At 72.5% G+C, this 16627-nt stretch carries 18 protein-coding genes; 9 read left to right on the top strand and 9 right to left on the bottom strand.

Translation table 11 applies throughout. The annotated features are described in order from the left end of the window. Positions 1-90 precede the first annotated feature (90 nt). Positions 91-1074: an XdhC family protein gene (locus OTB20_RS15365; protein ID WP_267817945.1), complete on the top strand. Its 984-nt coding sequence runs from the start codon at positions 91-93 to the stop codon at positions 1072-1074. Positions 1075-1133: 59 nt separating this feature from the next. Further along, entirely contained in the window at positions 1134-1538 is a 405-nt protein-coding gene (locus OTB20_RS15360) for a DUF6479 family protein (protein WP_267817943.1), read from the top strand. A 69-nt stretch (positions 1539-1607) separates the two neighbouring features. Here OTB20_RS15360 and OTB20_RS15355 read toward each other — a convergent pair whose 3' ends face one another. Both OTB20_RS15355 and ligD read right to left on the bottom strand, forming a co-directional pair. Then, positions 1608-2492 carry an ATP-dependent DNA ligase gene (locus OTB20_RS15355; RefSeq protein ID WP_267818148.1) on the bottom strand — a complete coding sequence of 295 codons (885 nt, stop codon included), beginning with the start codon at positions 2490-2492 and terminating at the stop codon, positions 1608-1610. Then, complete coding sequence (ligD, locus tag OTB20_RS15350) at positions 2492-3376, bottom strand: non-homologous end-joining DNA ligase (protein WP_267817941.1); 885 nt, start codon at positions 3374-3376, stop codon at positions 2492-2494. The genes OTB20_RS15355 and ligD overlap by 1 nt, the downstream gene beginning before the upstream one ends. A gap of 31 nt (positions 3377-3407) precedes the next feature. On the opposite strand from ligD, the gene OTB20_RS15345 reads away from it, so the two are divergent. Then, positions 3408-4538 carry a Ku protein gene (locus OTB20_RS15345; RefSeq protein WP_267817939.1) on the top strand — a complete coding sequence of 377 codons (1131 nt, stop codon included), beginning with the start codon at positions 3408-3410 and terminating at the stop codon, positions 4536-4538. A 324-nt stretch (positions 4539-4862) separates the two neighbouring features. On the opposite strand, the gene OTB20_RS15340 is transcribed toward OTB20_RS15345, so the two are convergent. Then, on the bottom strand, positions 4863-5663 hold the full coding sequence (locus OTB20_RS15340; protein WP_267817937.1) for a nuclease-related domain-containing protein: 801 nt from the start codon (positions 5661-5663) through the stop codon (positions 4863-4865). A 324-nt stretch (positions 5664-5987) separates the two neighbouring features. Here OTB20_RS15340 and OTB20_RS15335 point away from each other — a divergent pair, with 324 nt between their 5' ends. The 3 genes from OTB20_RS15335 (at position 5988) to OTB20_RS15325 (ending at position 8736) form a co-directional block, all read left to right on the top strand. After that, complete coding sequence (locus tag OTB20_RS15335; RefSeq protein ID WP_267817936.1) at positions 5988-6608, top strand: hypothetical protein; 621 nt, start codon at positions 5988-5990, stop codon at positions 6606-6608. Between the two features lie 71 nt (positions 6609-6679). After that, positions 6680-7486 (top strand): hypothetical protein, encoded by an 807-nt coding sequence (locus tag OTB20_RS15330; protein ID WP_267817934.1) that lies wholly within the window; start codon positions 6680-6682, stop codon positions 7484-7486. Next, the gene (locus OTB20_RS15325; RefSeq protein WP_267817932.1) at positions 7483-8736 is read left to right on the top strand and encodes a sensor histidine kinase; all 1254 of its coding nucleotides are present in this window, start codon (positions 7483-7485) and stop codon (positions 8734-8736) included. The genes OTB20_RS15330 and OTB20_RS15325 overlap by 4 nt, the downstream gene beginning before the upstream one ends. A 102-nt stretch (positions 8737-8838) precedes the next feature. Here OTB20_RS15325 and OTB20_RS15320 read toward each other — a convergent pair whose 3' ends face one another. The 3 genes from OTB20_RS15320 to OTB20_RS15310 all read right to left on the bottom strand — a co-directional run bounded on the left by OTB20_RS15320 (position 8839) and on the right by OTB20_RS15310 (position 10866). Further along, positions 8839-9114 carry a hypothetical protein gene (locus tag OTB20_RS15320; protein ID WP_267817931.1) on the bottom strand — a complete coding sequence of 92 codons (276 nt, stop codon included), beginning with the start codon at positions 9112-9114 and terminating at the stop codon, positions 8839-8841. 10 nt (positions 9115-9124) lie between these two features. After that, entirely contained in the window at positions 9125-9841 is a 717-nt protein-coding gene (locus tag OTB20_RS15315) for a TetR/AcrR family transcriptional regulator (protein WP_267817929.1), read from the bottom strand. A gap of 83 nt (positions 9842-9924) precedes the next feature. Continuing rightward, entirely contained in the window at positions 9925-10866 is a 942-nt protein-coding gene (locus OTB20_RS15310; RefSeq protein WP_267817928.1) for an AurF N-oxygenase family protein, read from the bottom strand. Between the two features lie 236 nt (positions 10867-11102). On the opposite strand from OTB20_RS15310, the gene OTB20_RS15305 reads away from it, so the two are divergent. Next, on the top strand, positions 11103-12209 hold the full coding sequence (locus OTB20_RS15305) for a ferritin-like domain-containing protein (protein WP_267817927.1): 1107 nt from the start codon (positions 11103-11105) through the stop codon (positions 12207-12209). A gap of 82 nt (positions 12210-12291) precedes the next feature. On the opposite strand, the gene OTB20_RS15300 is transcribed toward OTB20_RS15305, so the two are convergent. The 3 genes from OTB20_RS15300 to OTB20_RS15290 are packed head-to-tail and all read right to left on the bottom strand — an operon-like array spanning position 12292 to position 15605. Beyond that, complete coding sequence (locus OTB20_RS15300; protein ID WP_267817926.1) at positions 12292-12735, bottom strand: DUF3291 domain-containing protein; 444 nt, start codon at positions 12733-12735, stop codon at positions 12292-12294. A gap of 42 nt (positions 12736-12777) precedes the next feature. Continuing rightward, complete coding sequence (locus OTB20_RS15295) at positions 12778-14238, bottom strand: penicillin-binding transpeptidase domain-containing protein (RefSeq protein ID WP_267817925.1); 1461 nt, start codon at positions 14236-14238, stop codon at positions 12778-12780. Next, positions 14235-15605 (bottom strand): FtsW/RodA/SpoVE family cell cycle protein, encoded by a 1371-nt coding sequence (locus OTB20_RS15290; RefSeq protein WP_267817924.1) that lies wholly within the window; start codon positions 15603-15605, stop codon positions 14235-14237. Before OTB20_RS15290 ends, OTB20_RS15295 begins: the two co-directional genes overlap by 4 nt. A gap of 108 nt (positions 15606-15713) precedes the next feature. Here OTB20_RS15290 and OTB20_RS15285 point away from each other — a divergent pair, with 108 nt between their 5' ends. Together OTB20_RS15285 and OTB20_RS15280 are read left to right on the top strand one after the other, a co-directional pair. Further along, on the top strand, positions 15714-16103 hold the full coding sequence (locus tag OTB20_RS15285; RefSeq protein ID WP_267752034.1) for a DUF6325 family protein: 390 nt from the start codon (positions 15714-15716) through the stop codon (positions 16101-16103). Further along, complete coding sequence (locus OTB20_RS15280) at positions 16103-16534, top strand: SHOCT domain-containing protein (protein WP_267817922.1); 432 nt, start codon at positions 16103-16105, stop codon at positions 16532-16534. The genes OTB20_RS15285 and OTB20_RS15280 overlap by 1 nt, the downstream gene beginning before the upstream one ends. Positions 16535-16627: the final 93 nt, after the last annotated feature.

The following is a 16627-nucleotide window of genomic DNA, read 5'->3' as shown; positions in this document are numbered from 1 at the left end:
GCGCGTGCGTAGGTTGGAGGTGAGGCCACTTCGGGTTGCTGGTCTGGGGCTTTGTGGCGTGCTCTGACGGTGAGGATGGGGCGGCGCGAAATGCGTGACTTGGTGGAGACGGCGCGGCGGTGGGTGGCCGAGGGGCGGGTCGGGTTCTTGGCCCGGCCCGTGACCGAGCAGGGGTTCGGGCCTCGGGATCCCGCCGGGGCGGTGCTCGTGGATGCGCGTGGGGAGTGCGTCGGGGCCCTGTACCGGGGGGTGTTCGATGCCGAGCTCGTTGCCGAGGCCGCGGCCATGGGGGTCGGGGAGACCGCGCGGGTGTGTGAGGTTTCGGTCGGGGCCGGCGAGGCCGTCGAGGCCAGGCTGACGTGTGGCGGGCAGGCCGAGGTGCTGTTGCAGCCGCTGGGCGCCATTCCCGGTGAGTGGTGGGAGCTGCTCGGGCAGGGGGTCGGGGTCGCCCTCGTGACCCAGTTGAACGAGCGGGCCGATCAGGCCGTCAGTGTCGTCGTACGGGGGTCCGATCAGCCGTCCGGCGACGCCGAGCGGCGTGCCGGGGAGCTGCTGAGGACGCGGCGGCCGGGCCGGGACGCGCTGTACGCGGGCTCCGGGCTGGTGCTCGTGGAGGCGTACCCGTCGGCTCCGTACGTGGTGATCGGCGGAGCCGGGGAGCTGGCCGAGGTCATCGAGGCGCAGGCCCGGCTGCTCGGGTGGGAGGTCAGTAGCGTCACTGCCGTCGGCGAGGCGGCGAAGCTGCTCGAAGCGCGGAGGGACGCCGCCTGTCTGGCGATGCTGAGCCATGATCCGGACTTCGACGTGCCGACGCTGCGGGCCGCGCTCGCGCTCGGGATTCCGTACGTCGGCGCGCTCGGCTCCCGCAAGACCACCGCGCGGCGCCGCGAGGGGCTGCTCGCGGCCGGGGTGAGCGACGAGCGGCTGCGGACGGTGCACGGGCCGATCGGCCTGGATCTGGGCGGGCAGACTCCGGCGGAGACGGCGCTGGCCATCTGTGCGGAGATCCTGGCGGTGCTCGGGGGGCGCGAGGTTCGTGGGGTGCGGGACGCGGACGGCCCCCTCAAGGGGTGAGGAGGCAGCTCGGGGGCGTGATCGTGTGAAATGGTCGCCGATGCGGGAATATGGGTTGTATGGACACGACTCTGACCTTCCTCGCGGTGGACAGAACTCTGACCAACATCGCGTGGTTCCTGGTTGTCGGGCTCATCGTGGTCGGCTTCCTTCTCGGCGGTTTCATGCTGGGCAAGCGGGTCCGGGCACGGGAACCGGCACCCCCCGCTCCCGAGAGCCAGCCGCACCTGCCCGACGGCGGTGCGGTGTACGAGGTCTCCGAGGAGCGGGAGTACGTCGAATTCCCCGAGAGCGGACTGCGCCCGCACGAGATGCAGGGCTACGGAAACTTCGGCTCCACCACCTCGCTCCATCCGGAGGAGGTCAGGGCCCGGCGGGAATCGGGCCACAGGCACGTCGAAGGGCCGGGCCCGCACCCGCAGCCCGGATCTCCGCCCAACTCGGGGCGGGGCGCGCACGACTGATCCACCGAGGACGATCGATCCGCTGATCCAGCAGCCGAACCTGTGACCCGTGGCGGACCCCGCCGGGGGTCACAGGTCTGTGCGCAGGCGCAGGACCTCCGGGGGCGGGTGGCGGGTCGAGGTGTGGCGGACCTCGGCCGTCAGGGGCGGGTCCAGGGGGTGGAAGGGGACCTCGCCGAGGCCGATGGCCGTGATGGTGGCGCCCTGAGAGGTGCGCGAGGTGCGCCCGGCCACCGCCGCCGCCACCTCGGTGCGCAGCGCCGCCGTCAGGGGGCTCGACACCAGTGCGGTCTCGTCGCCGGCCGGCAGGACCAGGACCAGGGCGAGCGGGCGGCGGGCGGTGCCGGTGTAGCCGACCACCGCCGCGTCGCGGACGTTGGTGTGGCGGAGCTTTTGCCAGCCCCGCCGGCCGGCCGGGTAGGGCTGGTCCATCCGTTTGACGACCAGGCCCTCGATACCGCTGGCGGGCAGGGTCTCGTACCAGGTCTCCGCGAGCTCCGGGTCCGTGGTCATCGGGACCGGCTGGAGCGGCGGGCCCAGGGGCAGGAGGAGGTCTACGAGGAGGGCGCGCCGGCGTTCGTAGGGACGGGCGCGCAGGTCCAGCCCGGCGAGTTCCAGTACGTCGAAGGCCGCGTACGAGGCCGGCAGCGTCCGGGCCAGCACGGCGGCCCGCGCGGCCGAGGCGGCCGCCCGGCGCTGCACGAGCGCGAAGTCGGTGCGGCCCGCGTGCCAGACCACCACCTCCCCGTCGAGCACCGTCCCGGCGGGCAGGTGGTGGGCGGCGGCCGCGAGGTCGGGGAAGGCCGCGGTGACGATGCGGCCGGAGCGGGCCTGGAGGGTCACCCCGCCGACGGTCCGGATGACGACGAGGCGGTGGCCGTCGAACTTCGGCTCGTACGCGAGGCCGGGTGCGCGCGGCAGGGACCGTACGGCGGCGGCGAGCGCGACCCTGATCACGGGAGGCGCCCCGCCAGGCCGGGGTCGAGGAGGGGGGCGAAGAGGTCTCCGTCGCGGGCCAGCCGGGGTGCGATGTCTTCGGCGAGGAAGACTAGGTCGGAGGGGGTCCGGCAGGCTTGGACCTCCGCCCACGAGACCGGGGCGGAGACCGTGGGCAGGGCGCGGGCGCGCAGGGTGTAGGGGGCCGCCGTGGTCTTGGCGGCGGCGTTCTGACTGTGGTCGACGAAGACCTTGCCGGGGCGCAGCGCCTTGGTCATCCGGTGCACGACGAGGTCGGGGAGCTCGCGCTCGGCCTCCTGGGCGAGGGTTTTGGCGTACGCCGACACGTGCGCGGAGGGGGTCGGTTCGAGGGGCACCGCCAGATGGAGGCCCTTGGAGCCGGAGGTCTTGGGGTAGGCCTGGAGGCCGTCGGCGGCCAGCCGGTCCCGGAGCCACAGGGCGGCGGCGCAGCACTCGACGGCGGTGGCGGGGGAACCGGGGTCGAGGTCGAGGATCAGGCGGTCGGCGAGGGCGGGGGCGCCGGCCGGCCACTGCGGCGTGTGGAACTCGACGACGAGGTTGGCGGCCCACATGAGGGTGGGCAGGTCCGCGACGACCACCTGTTCGGCCCGGACGTCCTCGGAACGCGGAACCGGGGTGGTCTTCACCCAGGCGGGGGTACCGGGCGGCGGGTTCTTCGTGAAGAAGAGCTGCCCGTCCGGGCCGTCGGGATAGCGCAGGAAGGACACCGGGCGGTCGTGGATGTGGGCGAGCAGGGTGCCCGCGACCGTGGCGTAGTAGTGGAGCACCTCGCCCTTGGTGTAGCCGGTCTCCGGATAGATGACCTTGTCGAGGTTGCTGAGCGCGATGCGACGGCCCTCCACCATGGTGATCGGCGTCATACGATGAGATTGCCACGAAACAGGAGGAACCGTGCGATCCATATGGAACGGGGCGATCTCCTTCGGCTTGGTCAGCATTCCGATCAAGCTCGTGAACGCCACCGAGAGCCACTCGATCTCCTTCCGCCAGATCCATGTGAGTGATGGCGGACGGGTCCGCTACCGCAAGGTCTGCGAGCTGGACGGGGAGGAGGTGTCGACCGCCGAGATCGGCAAGGGGTACGAGGAAGCGGACGGATCGATCATTCCGATCACGGACGAGGACTTGGCGCAGCTGCCCATCGCGACGGCGAAGACGATCGAGATCGTTTCGTTCGTGCCGGCCGATCAGATCGATCCGTTGCAGATGGACGCGGCGTACTACCTCGCGGCGAGCGGAGCGACGGCGGCCAAGCCGTACACGCTGCTGCGGGAGGCGCTGAAACGGAGCCGGAAGGTCGCCATCGCCAAGTACGCGCTGCGGGGGCGGGAGCGGCTGGGCATGCTGCGGGTCGTCGGCGACGTGATCGCCATGCACGGGCTGCTGTGGCCGGACGAGATCCGGGTGCCGGAGGGGGTGGCGCCGGAGGGCGAGGTCTCGGTACGGGAGGCCGAACTGGACCTGGCGGATGCGCTGATGGCGACGTTGGGGGAGGTGGAGATGGACTCGCTGCGCGACGACTACCGCGAGGCGGTGGAGGCGATGGTCGCGGCGAAGGCCGGTGGGAGTGGGGGTGAGGCCGCGGCCGTGGCGGGTCCGGAGGCGGCCGGGGGGCAGGTCATCGACCTGATGGCTGCGTTGGAGAACAGTGTGCGGGTGGCGAAGGAGTCGCGGGCGGGGCGGGGCGGGGCGGAGTCCGAGGGAGAAGGGGCTTCCGGTGGCGGCGCGGAGGTCACGCCGATCCGGCGGAAGGGGGGCGGGGCGGCCCCGAAGGCTGTGGGCGGGAAGAAGTCGACTGCGTCGGTGGCGGGGGGCCGCGGCGCAGGTTCCTCTGCGGGTGGCGGTGGCGGTGCCGGTGCCGGGAAGAAGTCGACGGCTGCGGCCGCTGCGAAGAAGAAGGCCGCTACGGGTGCTGCCGCGGCCAAGAAGACCGCCTCGGCGAAGTCCGCGGAAGCGAAGCCTGCGCGGGCTGCCGCCAAGAAGGCGGCGGCGACGACGCCGCGCAAGCGGAGCTCTGCCTGAGGGCGGGCGGGCCCTGCGGGGCGGAGTCCCCTACCCTCCCTTCCACCGTTCCCAGGGCCCGGCCCTGACCGGTCCTCAAACGCCGGACGGGCTGAAAAGACCCTGGGGCTCCGCCCCGGACCCCGGTCCTCAAACGCCGGACGGCTGAACTGATCCTGGGGCTCCGCCCCAGACCCCGCGCCTCAAACGCCGGACAGGCTGTAATGGCTCGGCGGGCTGAAGGACACGCTCCCGCCCCAGAGTTCCGCGCCTCCCCCCAACTACCGCTCGGAGGGGCCCTGGGGCTACCGGGCTAGCGGGCTAGCGGGCTAGCGGGCTAGCGGGCTAGCGGGCTACCAGCCAGGTTCTGCGGTCTCTGGCTGTCGCGTAGAGGGTTTCCATCTCCGGTGGTTTGAGAGTGGTGGGTGTGTCCTGCAGGAAGCGGGCTGCGGTCGGCGGGGTGAGGACGCGGACGTCTCGGAGGGTGGGGGTCACCTCCAGGCGGGTCGCGTCCACCACCGCCAGTACCGGGGTCACCGGGGCCGACAGGGCGTAGGTCGCGTACGCCGCCGCCCGGCGGGCCGTGCGCGGGTCCGGGGTGGGGTCGGTGCGGCCCACCGTGAGGAGGAGGTCGCCGACGGACGTGCGCTGGCGGCGGCCCTGGACCGTGCGGATGCAGAAGACCCCGGGCGGGCCGATCAGCAGGTGGTCGGCGATGCCGCCGACGGAGTGCAGGACCCGCCAGTCCTCGGATTCGGCCAGCGCGTCCAGTACCTCGCCCATCCGCTGCCTCGCCGTGAGCTCCTGGCGGAGCCGGTGCCGGGCGCGGGCACCCGCGGCGCCGTGGGTGAGGGCGCCGATCAGGGCCTCCCCCGGGCGGTTCGGGGCCAGGTCCTCGTCGGGCGGCAGGGACAGGCGGAGCAGTTCCGCGGGCGTGGGGACGGGTGGGGGGCCGATGGCCACGGTTCCGGTGAGGTAGGGGCGTAACGCCGTCAGGATCTCCTCGCGGCGCTCGTCCGCCAGCACGCTGATCCGGTTGGCCCGCCGGTCGTACCAGGCCACCGCCCGGCCGTCGGGCAGGTTCACGTACAGCCGGCCGCGGCCCGCCCGGCCGCTCGGCAGCACCTTCAGTCCCCGCGAAGCCATGGCCCTCACCCCCGCCGTCCATGGGAGCAGCCCGGGCGCCCCGCGGCAATCCCCCGGTGGGGTCCGGCCTGCGGCGCGTGCCGGGCCCCACCGGACCCCACCGGAGGGGGGATTGCCGTGGCGCATGCCGGACCCCACCGGCGGACATGCCGCGGCGCGTCCCGGACCCCACTCGGGGGGACGGCCGCGGCGCCTGCCGTGTAACGACTCCGCCGGGTCCCCGAGGCCCGGCTGTTACAGAAGCAACGTGGTACTGCAACGGCCGGTGCATACGTTTGTCCCACCTGGACGCACCAGGGCCTGACCAGCACCGAAGGACGTCCCGTGAACACCGTGAGCCACAGCCGCCGCACTCTCGTACGCGCCGCCGCCGTGGCCGTGTGTGCCGGCACCCTGCTGGCGTTCCCCGCGGCGGCCGCGCTCGCCGACGGGGTGCCGTCGGCTTCCTCCGCGCGCGTCGCGACCACCCCCCGGACCCTGGTCAAGACCCTCTCCCTCGCGGACGGCGTCTCCACCGCGAAGGTGTACCGCGTGGCCGAGGGCGCCTACCAGGCCGATGTCCTCAACCCCGACGGCTCCAAGGCCGCCACCCTGAGCAGCCGTGACGGCAGCACCGGCTTCGTCGACGCCGGGGACATGCACCTCGCGCTGCGGGCCGACGGCCGGCTCACCTCCTGGGCCGGGGTCGATACGGAGAACCCCGACGTCTCCCCCGCCGCCGTGAGCCCCGCCGGGCACAAGACCGCGAACCGCGACGGCCGGGTCGTCCCCGCCGCCGCGCCCCCGCGTTCGGGTGCGGGGGCCGCCGAGGCGCTGGGCCTGAAGACCCTGGCCGACGGTCCCGGTGACGGCATGCTGCTGCTCGCCGCGGGCGGCGGCATCGCGGCGGTCGGCGCTGCGGGGCTGGGCTTCGCGATGCTGCGCCGCGGGCGTACGGAAGCGTAGGACCGGCTTCCCCTCGGCGGATCGCCGCACGGGCAGAAACGATGCGGCTCTGCCTAATGTGGACCACGCACATGTTCACGGGAGAGGACGGTGCACGGGTGGCCGGATCGGATCCCTCCCGCACCCCCGGTCACCGGAGCGGGAGTCGGCGCCGGCGCGTCCGCGCGGGCCTGCTGGCCGCCCTGTTGCTGCCGCTGGCCAGCGCCTGCGGTGACACCGGCGGGCTGGCGGGCGCCGGGGCCACCCCGACCGCGAGCGGGCCCGTGCATCTGTGGCCGGGACGTGCGGGGGCCGTCGTACCGCCCGCCGATCCGGGGGGCGCGCCGCCCGAGTACGTCACCGGGATCGCGCCCGTTCTGGACCAGAACGTGCACGGGATCGACCCGGTGACCCTCGTCCAGGCCGAGCTGCGGGCGCACCCGGACTCCCGGACCGGCCCCGACGGGATGCCTCAGGAGACCGCTGCCGCGATCGACGGGTGCGGGGCGGACGGGGCCGATCCGAAGAAGTGTCCGGTGCTGACGCCGTACTACCGGGACCTCACCGGCAACGGCAAGGACGAGATGGTCGTCGGCATCGAGTACCCCGACCAGCAGATGTCCGTACGCGTGTACACGGCGGATGCCGAGGGCCGGCTCAGCCGGATCATGGCCACCACCGACACCGTGATCAGCGTTGAGCTCGCCGGACGGGACGTGATCCTGCGCGTCCCGAGCGGCAACGCCGGCTACGAGGTGAACACCACCTGGTCCTACGACGAGACGCAGCGTTCGATGCTGCCGGCTTGGGAGCAGATCGTCCGCGTACCCGGGACCAGCCCGGGCCGCTCCCGGACACCGGCCGCCCCGGGCCCGAGCCCGGCGGGAGCTTCGCGGTGAGGCTCCGGCTGCCCTCGTGGACGGCGACACTGACCTGGAAATCGGCCTGTTTCATCGTGCTGATGTGCTGCTCGCTCGCGGCGGCGCTGGGTGTGCTCGTGCACGTGGAAGTGACCCGGCAGACCGTCGCGACGGCCCGCGAGAAGGCGCTCGGCAAGCTGAACGACGCCTCGCGCGCCTACGAGGCCGGCGAGGTGCTGCCGCCGGAGTCCGGGCTGGATCCGGCCGGGCTGCCGGACCGGCTGCGCGAGCTGGCCCTGTCCGGGCAGCGCGCAACGCTGGTGGCGGAGTACGAGGGCCGGCAGCTGATGTGGGCGGCGGCCCCGGCCGACGGGAAGGCCCTGGCCACGGCGGTCGACTACGGACAGAGCGACCGGACCATCACCGGACTGGACAACGCGATCATCGGATCCTCGGTCCTGGCCATCGGCGGAACGCTGCTGGTCGGCGCCTTCGCCGTGACACGGGTGACGCGGCGACTGCACCAGACGGCGACGGTGGCCCGCCGCATCACCCAGGGCGACCTGGACGCCCGGGTCGGTGACCCGCGGACGAAGGACCCCTCCCGGCACCAGGACGAGGTGGCGACGGTCGCGGCGGCCCTGGACACGATGGCGGGCAGCCTGCAGACGAAGCTGCAGAGGGAGCAGCGGTTCACGGCGGACGTCGCGCACGAGCTGCGCACCCCGCTCACCGGTCTGCAGGCGGCGTCGGAGCTGTTGCCCCAGGGGCGGGCGACGGAGCTGGTGCAGGAACGGGTGCGCACGATGCGGCAGCTGACGGAGGACCTGCTGGAGATCTCCCGGCTCGACTCGGGCAGCGAGGTGGTGGAGAGCGACCTGCACCAGCTCGGGCGCCTCGCGCGACGGGTGGTGCGGGCGTCGGGGACGGACACGGAGGTCGTCGTGGCGCGGGACGCCCACGTCGAGACGGACCGGCGGCGGCTGGAGCGGGTGCTGGGGAACCTGGTCGTCAATGCCCACAAGCACGGGCGGACGCCCGTGGTGGTGACGGTGGACGGGCCGGTGGTGACGGTACGGGACCACGGGGACGGGTATCCCGAGTACCTCGTGTCTCACGGGCCCCAGCGCTTCCGTACCGGGGGCGGCAGCAAGGGGCACGGGCTGGGGCTGACCATCGCGGTGGGGCAGGCGGAGGTCATCGGGGCGGACCTGGTGTTCCGGCAGGCGGCGGACGCGGGGGGCGGGGCGGAGGCCGTACTGACCCTGGTCGAGGCCCGGCTGCCGTGATCCGGCTGCCGTGGTCCGGCGGGGCCACGGCCGGTGATGGCCGTACGGTTCGGGCTGCGGCGCCACCGCGGCCGCGCCCCGGGCTCCGGTGGCGCTCGGCCGTCACTCCCCCCGCGGGGCCGGCTTCGTCCAGGGCCAGCGGAGCTTCGGCTTCTGGCCGTCGGGGGCATATGTGTACTTCCAGCCCTTCTGCAGGCCCAGGCGCTTGGAGTACCCGGCCGGGACCCGCTCGTAGAGCAGCACCGTCGGGGCGCCGCCGTCCGCGTCCGGGACCGGGATCTCGTACCACTTCGGCGGGTGGCCGGTCGGGCCGAGGAGGATCGGGAGGGTCCGGCCGTCCATCGGGCCGCCCTCGAAGGGGGTGGTTTGGCTTCTCACCCCTCCAGTCTCACAGCAGGTGGGCCGCTTCGGAGACCACGGGGATCACCCGGCGGGCCAGCACCCCCACCGGGCCCTCCGCCGATTCGAGCGCGAGGGCGGCGCGGGCCGCCGCGGCCGTCTCCGGGTCGGTGGCGGCCGTCGCCGTGAGGAGGGCGATGAACTGGTCGAGCAGCCAGTCCCGGAGCGAGTCGGTCTCCGGCTGTTTGCCCTCGTCGATCCAGATCAGCGAGGCGGCCTCGACCGCCGTGATCCACGTGCGCACCATCATGCGCAGGCGGGGGCCGGGGGCCGGCACGCCGAGGTGGAAGAGGATCGCCTCGGCGGCGGCCCTGCGGATGCCGTCGACGGTGGCGGTGGTGCGGGAGGTCTCGACCACGCTGCCGCCCTGGAGGAGGGCGGAGAAGCCTGTGTCGTGTTCGTCGACGAAGGCCAGGTAGCGGTCCAGGGCCCGGGAGAGCCGCCGGGTCAGGGGGCCGGCCTGGGGTTCGGCGAAGCAGAGCCGCAGGACGTCGGCCGCCGAGCGCAGGGCGGCCTCGTAGAGCTGCTGTTTTCCGCCGGGGAAGTAGCGGTAGACCAGGGGGCGCGAGACGCCGGCGGCCTCGGCCACGTCGTCGAGCGAGACCTCCTCCGGCGCCCGGTGTGCGAACAACGTCAGGGCGGCGTCGAGGAGCTGGGCCCGGCGCTCCTCGACGCTCAACCTGCGGTACGCCCGTACGGCTGTCATGTCCGCAGGGTAGCCCCACCCGTCCGCCTTCAGGCGGGAGTCCGGGGGCAGGGTTTTCCTACGGGATTTCCGGAAGCGGGTCTTCAGGCCAGGAGGCCGGAGCTCTTCCAGAGCTTGCGGCCGACTCCGCGCATCAGACCGATGTCGTCCAGGAAGTCCGTGAGCCGCTTGGCTCCGGACTGCATGACCTCCCGGCGGTGGCCGCTCGCCTTGACCTGCGCGAGCGCCTCGTGCCGGTCGAGGCCGATGTTGTCGTAGACCTGGGGGTTCACGAAGGCCTGCGAGAAGACGCGGGCGGCCTGGCCGCAGCTGACGCGCGTGAGTTCCTGCTCCCAGCGCGGGGCGGTGAGCATCTGGCGGCGCAGTTCCTCGCGGGCGTAGCGGACGTGCCGCGCCTCTTCGATGACGTGGATGCGGGTGACTCCGCGCACGAGGGGCTGGACGCGCTCGTCCGGGAAGGTCAGGCGCTGCATCCAGTCGAGGACCTCCTCGCCGAGGAGGGTGCAGGCGAAGGAGCCGGGGGTGGTGGAGACGGTCTTCAGGACGCGGGCGAGGTTGTGGTTGGCGCGGGAGACCGGGTACTCGGGGGCGCCGCCCGTCTTGATCATGCGGGCGAACATCATCGAGTGGCGGCACTCGTCGGCGATCTCGGTGAGCGCGTACCGGACGTGGTTGCTGGTCAGGGACTTGTCGTAGATGTGCCGGACCAGGAGCTGCATGAGGATGATCTCGAACCAGATGCCGAGCGAGCCGAGCGCCGCCGCCTCGTGGCGGGAGAGCTCGATGCGCTGCTCCTCGCCCATCTTCTTCCAGAGCGGGGTGTCGAACAGGGAGAGCAGTTCGGGCGGCCAGTAGTACTTGCCGTCGATGGGCGGGGCGTCCCAGTCGAGTTCCTTGTCCGGGTCGAAGGAGTGCTTGACCGAGGACTCCAGGAGTCGCTCGGCTATCTGTTCACGGTCCTTGAGCAGGCCGAGCGCATCGCGCAGCTCCCTGCGCGGCTCCGCCCTGTCGGTCGTCGTCGTCATGGCTTCGGACACCTCACGAGTGGGTTGCGGCGGCGGTCGCGGCGGCGGTCACCTCCACGCCTACCGGAGTTCAACGCTTATGAGACTGCCTGTCAGCAAGACCGTCAATCCCCCTCGCACGACTTGTTGACCGCGCGTCTACCAACGTGTGACGCTGCCAACGGCACGCCCGAGGCCGCAGCCCGGCTGCCAACTGGCCTGTCCTGTACGGCAGTACGTGAGACGAGGGGGCGTCAGTGTCGACGCACGAGCTCTACACCAACGATCCGGGCGAGACCGTCTGGCCGGTCCCCGCCTCCGGAAACGCCCGCTTCAGCTGGGAGTACGACGGCGGCCGCGAGCGGCTGCTGGCCCTCTACCAGAAGGGCAAGGACAAGCAGTGGGACGGCGCCAAGCGGATCGACTGGGGCATCGAGGTGGACCCGTACGACCCGCTGGGCACCCCGGACGAGGCGCTTCCGCTGTACGGCACCCGGCACTGGGCCAAACTCACGGAAGCGGACAGGGGCGAGCTGCGCCGGCACTACAGCGCCTGGAACTTCAGCCAGTTCCTGCACGGCGAACAGGGCGCGATGGTGTGCGCGGCACGCATCGTCGAGTCGGTGCCGGACCTCGACGCGAAGTTCTACTCGGCCACGCAGACCATGGACGAGGCCCGGCACGCGGAGATCTTCGGACGGTTCCTGCACGAGAAGATCGGGATGCTCTACCCGATCAACGACAGCCTGCAGGGGCTGCTCGGCGACACCCTGCGCGACTCCCGCTGGGACATGCCGTACCTGGGCATGCAGGTGCTCATCGAGGGGCTCGCGCTGGCCGCCTTCGGCATGATCCGCGACACCACCAACAAGCCGCTGCCCAAGCAGATCCTGGCCTACGTGATGCAGGACGAGGCACGGCACGTGGCGTTCGGGCGGATGGCCCTGCGCGACTACTACAAGCAGCTGTCGGACGCCGAACTGCGCGAGCGCGAGGAGTTCGTGATCGAGGGCTGCTACCTCATGCGGGACCGGCTGCGCGGGGTGGAGGTGCTGGAGAACTTCGGCATCTCCCGCGTCGAGGCCGAGGAGTTCAGCGAGCGGTCGGAGTTCCTGGCGCTCTTCCGCAAGCTGCTGTTCAGCCGGATCGTGCCGTGCGTGAAGGACATCGGGCTGTGGGGCGAGCGGCTGCAGAAGGCCTACCTGGACATGGGCGTCTTCGAGATGGGGAACTCCAACCTCGACCTGCTGATGAGGCAGGACGAGGAGATGGCCGAGGCCCTGGACCGGGAGCGGTTCGCGGCCGAGGAGGAGCAGCGGGTGGCGGAGGTGGCGCAGGCCGTCGCGGAGGGCGCGGACGGGTAGCCCGGCGGAGCGGGCGTGCCGGCTGCCCGGGCCCCGCCCCGGGCAATGCGCCGGCGGGGCGGGCGGCCACGCCGTGTCGGCGTTACGCCGGCGGGAACTGCTCGCGGAGGGTGAACACGTGCGGGGACGGGCCGTGTTCCCGCAGGTGGACCAGGCGTTCCTCGGCGTCCGCGACCGTGGGGCGCTTGCCCGATGGAACCCACCACAGGGCCGTCATGGCCTCCTTGACGTGCTCGAACCATTCGCGGCGGCGCGCCATCAGCTCCCGGTGCCGGCCCGCGTACATGAAGGAGTTCAAGGAGTCCGCGTCACGCCAGACGGACATGTTGATGATGATCCACTCGTCGTCGAAGACCCGCACGCCGGTCGCGTCGCCCCCCTCGCCCTCCAGCCGCCAGACGAACCCCTCGGCCGCGTCGGCGACGGCGTTGACGTGGTCGAGGCCGTCGACGAAGTCCTTCAGTTCCGGGGAGTCGAGGGGGTACTTGAGCCGGGATATGTTCACCTGTGCCAGTTCGTGGGTCATCCCTCACCGTAGTCACGGAACTGCCGCCTCCCGTGGACCGTTTCACGGGGTGGACAGGGCCGCCTCCATCACCGCACGGGCGATCGGTGCGGCGGCGCCGTTGCCGCTGATGTCCCCGCGGACGGCCGAGGCGTCCTCGACGACCACCGCGACCGCGACGGCCGGCGGTCGGCCGCCCTCCGGCTTGGCCCAGGAGATGAACCAGGCGTACGGGGTGCCCGCGTTGCCGACGCCGTGCTGGGCCGTACCGGTCTTGCCGCCGACCACGGCTCCGGGGATCGCCGCGTTGCGGCCCGTGCCGTTCTCCACCACCTTCACCATCAGCTCCTGCATCCGCATCGCGGTCAGCGGGGTCATGGCCCGGCCGAGGCTGCGCTGGTCGGTGCGGCGGACCGGGTCTCCGTCGTCCTGGGTCGTGCGGTCCACCAGGTAGGGGGCCTTGAGCTCTCCGCCGTTGGCGACGGCCGCCGCCACCATCGCCATCTGCAGCGGGGTGGCCTTGGTGTTGAACTGCCCGATGGAGGACAGGGCCAGCTGGTCGGGGCTCATGTCGGTGTCGAAGTTCGAGCGCGACACCCAGGCCGGCACCCGCAGCCCGCTGTCGTTGAACCCGAACCGCCGCGCCGCCCCGGTCATCCCGCGCAGCCCGACCTGTACGCCGATCTTCGCCATCACCGTGTTGCACGACCACTGCACCGCGTCCGCCATCGAGGCGTCGACGCAGCCTGTGCCCGCGTTCGGAAGCAGGGTGCTGGTGCCGGGCAGCGGGTACGGGTCCGGGGTCTGGGTCGGCGCGTCCACGTCGGTGACCACGCCGGCGTCGAGGGCGGCGGCGGCCGTCACGATCTTGAACGTGGAGCCGGGCGGGTACGTCTCGCGCAGCGCGCGGTTGAGCATCGGCTTGGCGGGGTCCGCATTGAGCTCCTCCCAGGCCCCCTTGACCTTCGGCCCCGTGCCGGAGAGCACCGCGGGATCGTAGGAGGGGCTGCTGACCAGCGCGAGGATCCTGCCGGTGGCCGGCTCCACGGCGGCGACCGCGCCCCGCTTGCCCGCGAGCCCGGTGTAGGCGGCCTGCTGCATGGTCGCGCGGATGGTGGTGGCCGCGTTTCCGCCGCCCGGGCGGCCGCGCGAGAGCTCGTACCAGAGCGGGAAGGCCGAGAGTCCGGGGGCGGTGCCGGAAAGGACGGGGTCCTCGGCGCGTTCCAGGAAGCTGGTCCCGTAGGTCTGGGAGGCGAAGCCGGTGACGGGCGCGTAGAGCGGGCCGTTCTTGTACGTGCGCTCGTAGCGCAGCAGCTGGCGGCTGTCCCGGGAGCCGGTGACGGGGCGGCCGTCGACGGTGATGTCGCCGCGCGGTTCGGCGTAGCGCTCGATGGCGGGGCGCTTGTTGGCCGGGTTCGCGCCGTACCCGGCGGCTTCCCAGACCTGTACGCGGCCGACGTTGACCAGCAGGGCGACGAGCAGCAGGGCGCAGAAGTAGGCGCACCAGCGGATGTAGCGGATCACGCTTCGGCCTCCTCGGCCGGTCGGGGCCTGCGGGCGCTGTCGCTGAGCCGGACGAGGAGGGCGACGATGATCCAGTTGGTGACCACGGAGGAGCCGCCCTGGGCGAGGAAGGGCATCGCCATGCCGGTCAGCGGGATCAGGCCGGTGACTCCGCCCGCGATGACGAACACCTGGAGCGCGACGATCGAGGCGAGTCCGGTGGCGAGGAGGCGGCCGAAGGGGTCGCGCAGCGCCAGCCCGGCGCGGAACCCGCGGGCTACGAGGAGCCCGTAGAGGAGCAGGATCGCGGTGAGGCCGACGAGGCCGAGCTCCTCCCCGGCGGTGGCGAGGATGAAGTCCGATTTGGCGGCGAACCCGATGAGGAAGGACTGCCCGTGGCCGAGCCCCGCGCCGAGCAGCCCGCCGGCCCCGAAGGCGAAGAGGGACTGGGCGAGCTGGCCGGGTCCGTCGCCGCGCTCGATGGAGGCGAAAGGATTCAGCCAGTCGTCCACGCGGCTGTTCACGTGCGGCTCGAACGTCCCGACCGCGTACGCGCCGACGGCCGCGAGCAGCAGCCCGATCGCGATCCAGCCGATCCGGCCGGTGGCCGTGAACAGCATGATCACGAAGAGGCCGAAGAACAGCAGCGAGGTCCCGAGGTCGCGTTCCAGGACGAGTACGCCGACGGAGAGCAGCCAGATGGCGAGGATCGGGCCGAGGACCCGGCCGGGCAGCAGCCTCAGCTTCCAGAAGAGGGTGCGCCCGGTGAGGGCCAGGGCGGTGCGGTTCGCCGCGAGGTAGGAGGCGAAGAAGACGGCGAGCAGGATCTTGGCGAACTCCCCCGGCTGGAAGGAGAGCCCGGCGAACCGGATCCAGATGTGCGCGCCGTTCACGGCCGGGAAGAAGACGGGCACCAGCATCAGCCCGAGCGCGATGACGACGGACAGGTAGGCGTACTTCTGCAGCACCCGGTGGTCGCGCAGCAGCCCGACGGCGAGCACGAACAGCGCCACCCCGAGGGCGGACCAGCGCAGTTGGTCACCTGCGGTGGCATGGCCGGGGGTGGTGACGTCGAGGCGCTGGATGAGGACGAGGCCGAGGCCGTTGAGCAGGACGGCGATCGGGAGCAGCAGCGGATCGGCGTACGGGGCGCACAGGCGGACGGCCAGGTGGGCGGCGAGCGCGGCGACGGCGAGGCCGGCGGCGTAGTGGGCGGCGGGGGCGGGAATGCGGCCGGTGGTGGTGATCCCCACATAGAGGTGGCCGAGGACGGCGATCAGAACGGCGCCGAAGAGCAGCGACAGCTCGACTCCACGACGCTTGGGCGCACGGGCGTCGGGTGGCGGTGGCGGGGCGGGCTCCGTCACCTTCGCCGTCAGAGCGGTCATACGGGAAACGTAGCAAGGAGCCGGGCCGTATGTCCGCTTATGTCATAGTGTGCCGAAGAGTCGTCAGAACCGGTCGGAAGTGAAGTAGCGGATCAGGAGTCTCCTTCCATGGGACCTGCGGAGTTCATCGTCCTGGCCTTTCCGGAAGAACAGCTGCGGGTCGCGGCGGTCGAGGCTGTGATGGGGCTGCGCAAGGCCGGGGTCGTGCGGCTGATCGACGGGCTGGTGGCCACCAAGACCGCGGGCGGCCAGGTGCTGTCGGCGGAGTTCGACGAGTTCGTCGAACTCCGGGGCCTGCTCGCCCACCGGGAGGCGGCCCCGCTGATCGGCCCCGAGGACGTCAGGGAATCGGCCGAACTGATGGACCGGGGCAGCTGCGCCCTCCTCCTGGTCATCGAGCACGTATGGGCCGAGGACGCCGCCATCGCCGTCCGCGCGGCGGGTGGCCGGATCGCCGGAGCGGTCCGCCTCCCGGCCGACCGGCTGGGGGTGGCCTGATGTTCATCCGCCCCATCGGCTCGGTGGTCAACCCGTCCATGCGCCCGACGGGACACCCCCTGCTCCGCGGAATCCTGGCCCGCGGGGCTTACGTCTGGGACGCGGCCCGGCATTCGCCGGAGACCCCCCATACCCCCCACGCCCCCCACACCCCCGACGGTGCGGACCGGACCGCGGCGCGGAGTACGACCCCGGGCGCGGCCCCCGCTCCCCCGACGGCCGCCAGTGACCGCCCGGGGCCGTCCGCCGGTCCGGGAAGCGCGGGAGCCTCGGGAGGTCCGGGAAGTCCGGGAGGCTCGGAAGCCCCGGGAACGGCCGCCCCCGGGGGCGATCTGACGGACCGCCTGACCCAGCTGGCCGCCCTGGCCCGCGAAGGCCTCCTTACCCCCGAGGAGTTCTCGGCGGCCAAGGCCCGTCTGTTGTCCGGCTGAGCCGGCCGTCACCCGCCGGCCCCTCCTCCTCGCCCCTGGCGAACGCCTCTCCCCGCTTCGGCGGGGCGACCGGCCGGGGGAGGCCGTCGACGA

Source organism: Streptomyces sp. H27-H1 (assembly GCF_026627445.1).
In the GTDB taxonomy this organism is placed as follows: Bacteria; Actinomycetota; Actinomycetes; order Streptomycetales; family Streptomycetaceae; genus Streptomyces.
Note: the sequence above shows the minus strand (reverse complement) of the source record. Positions and strands in the feature narration are given on the sequence as shown.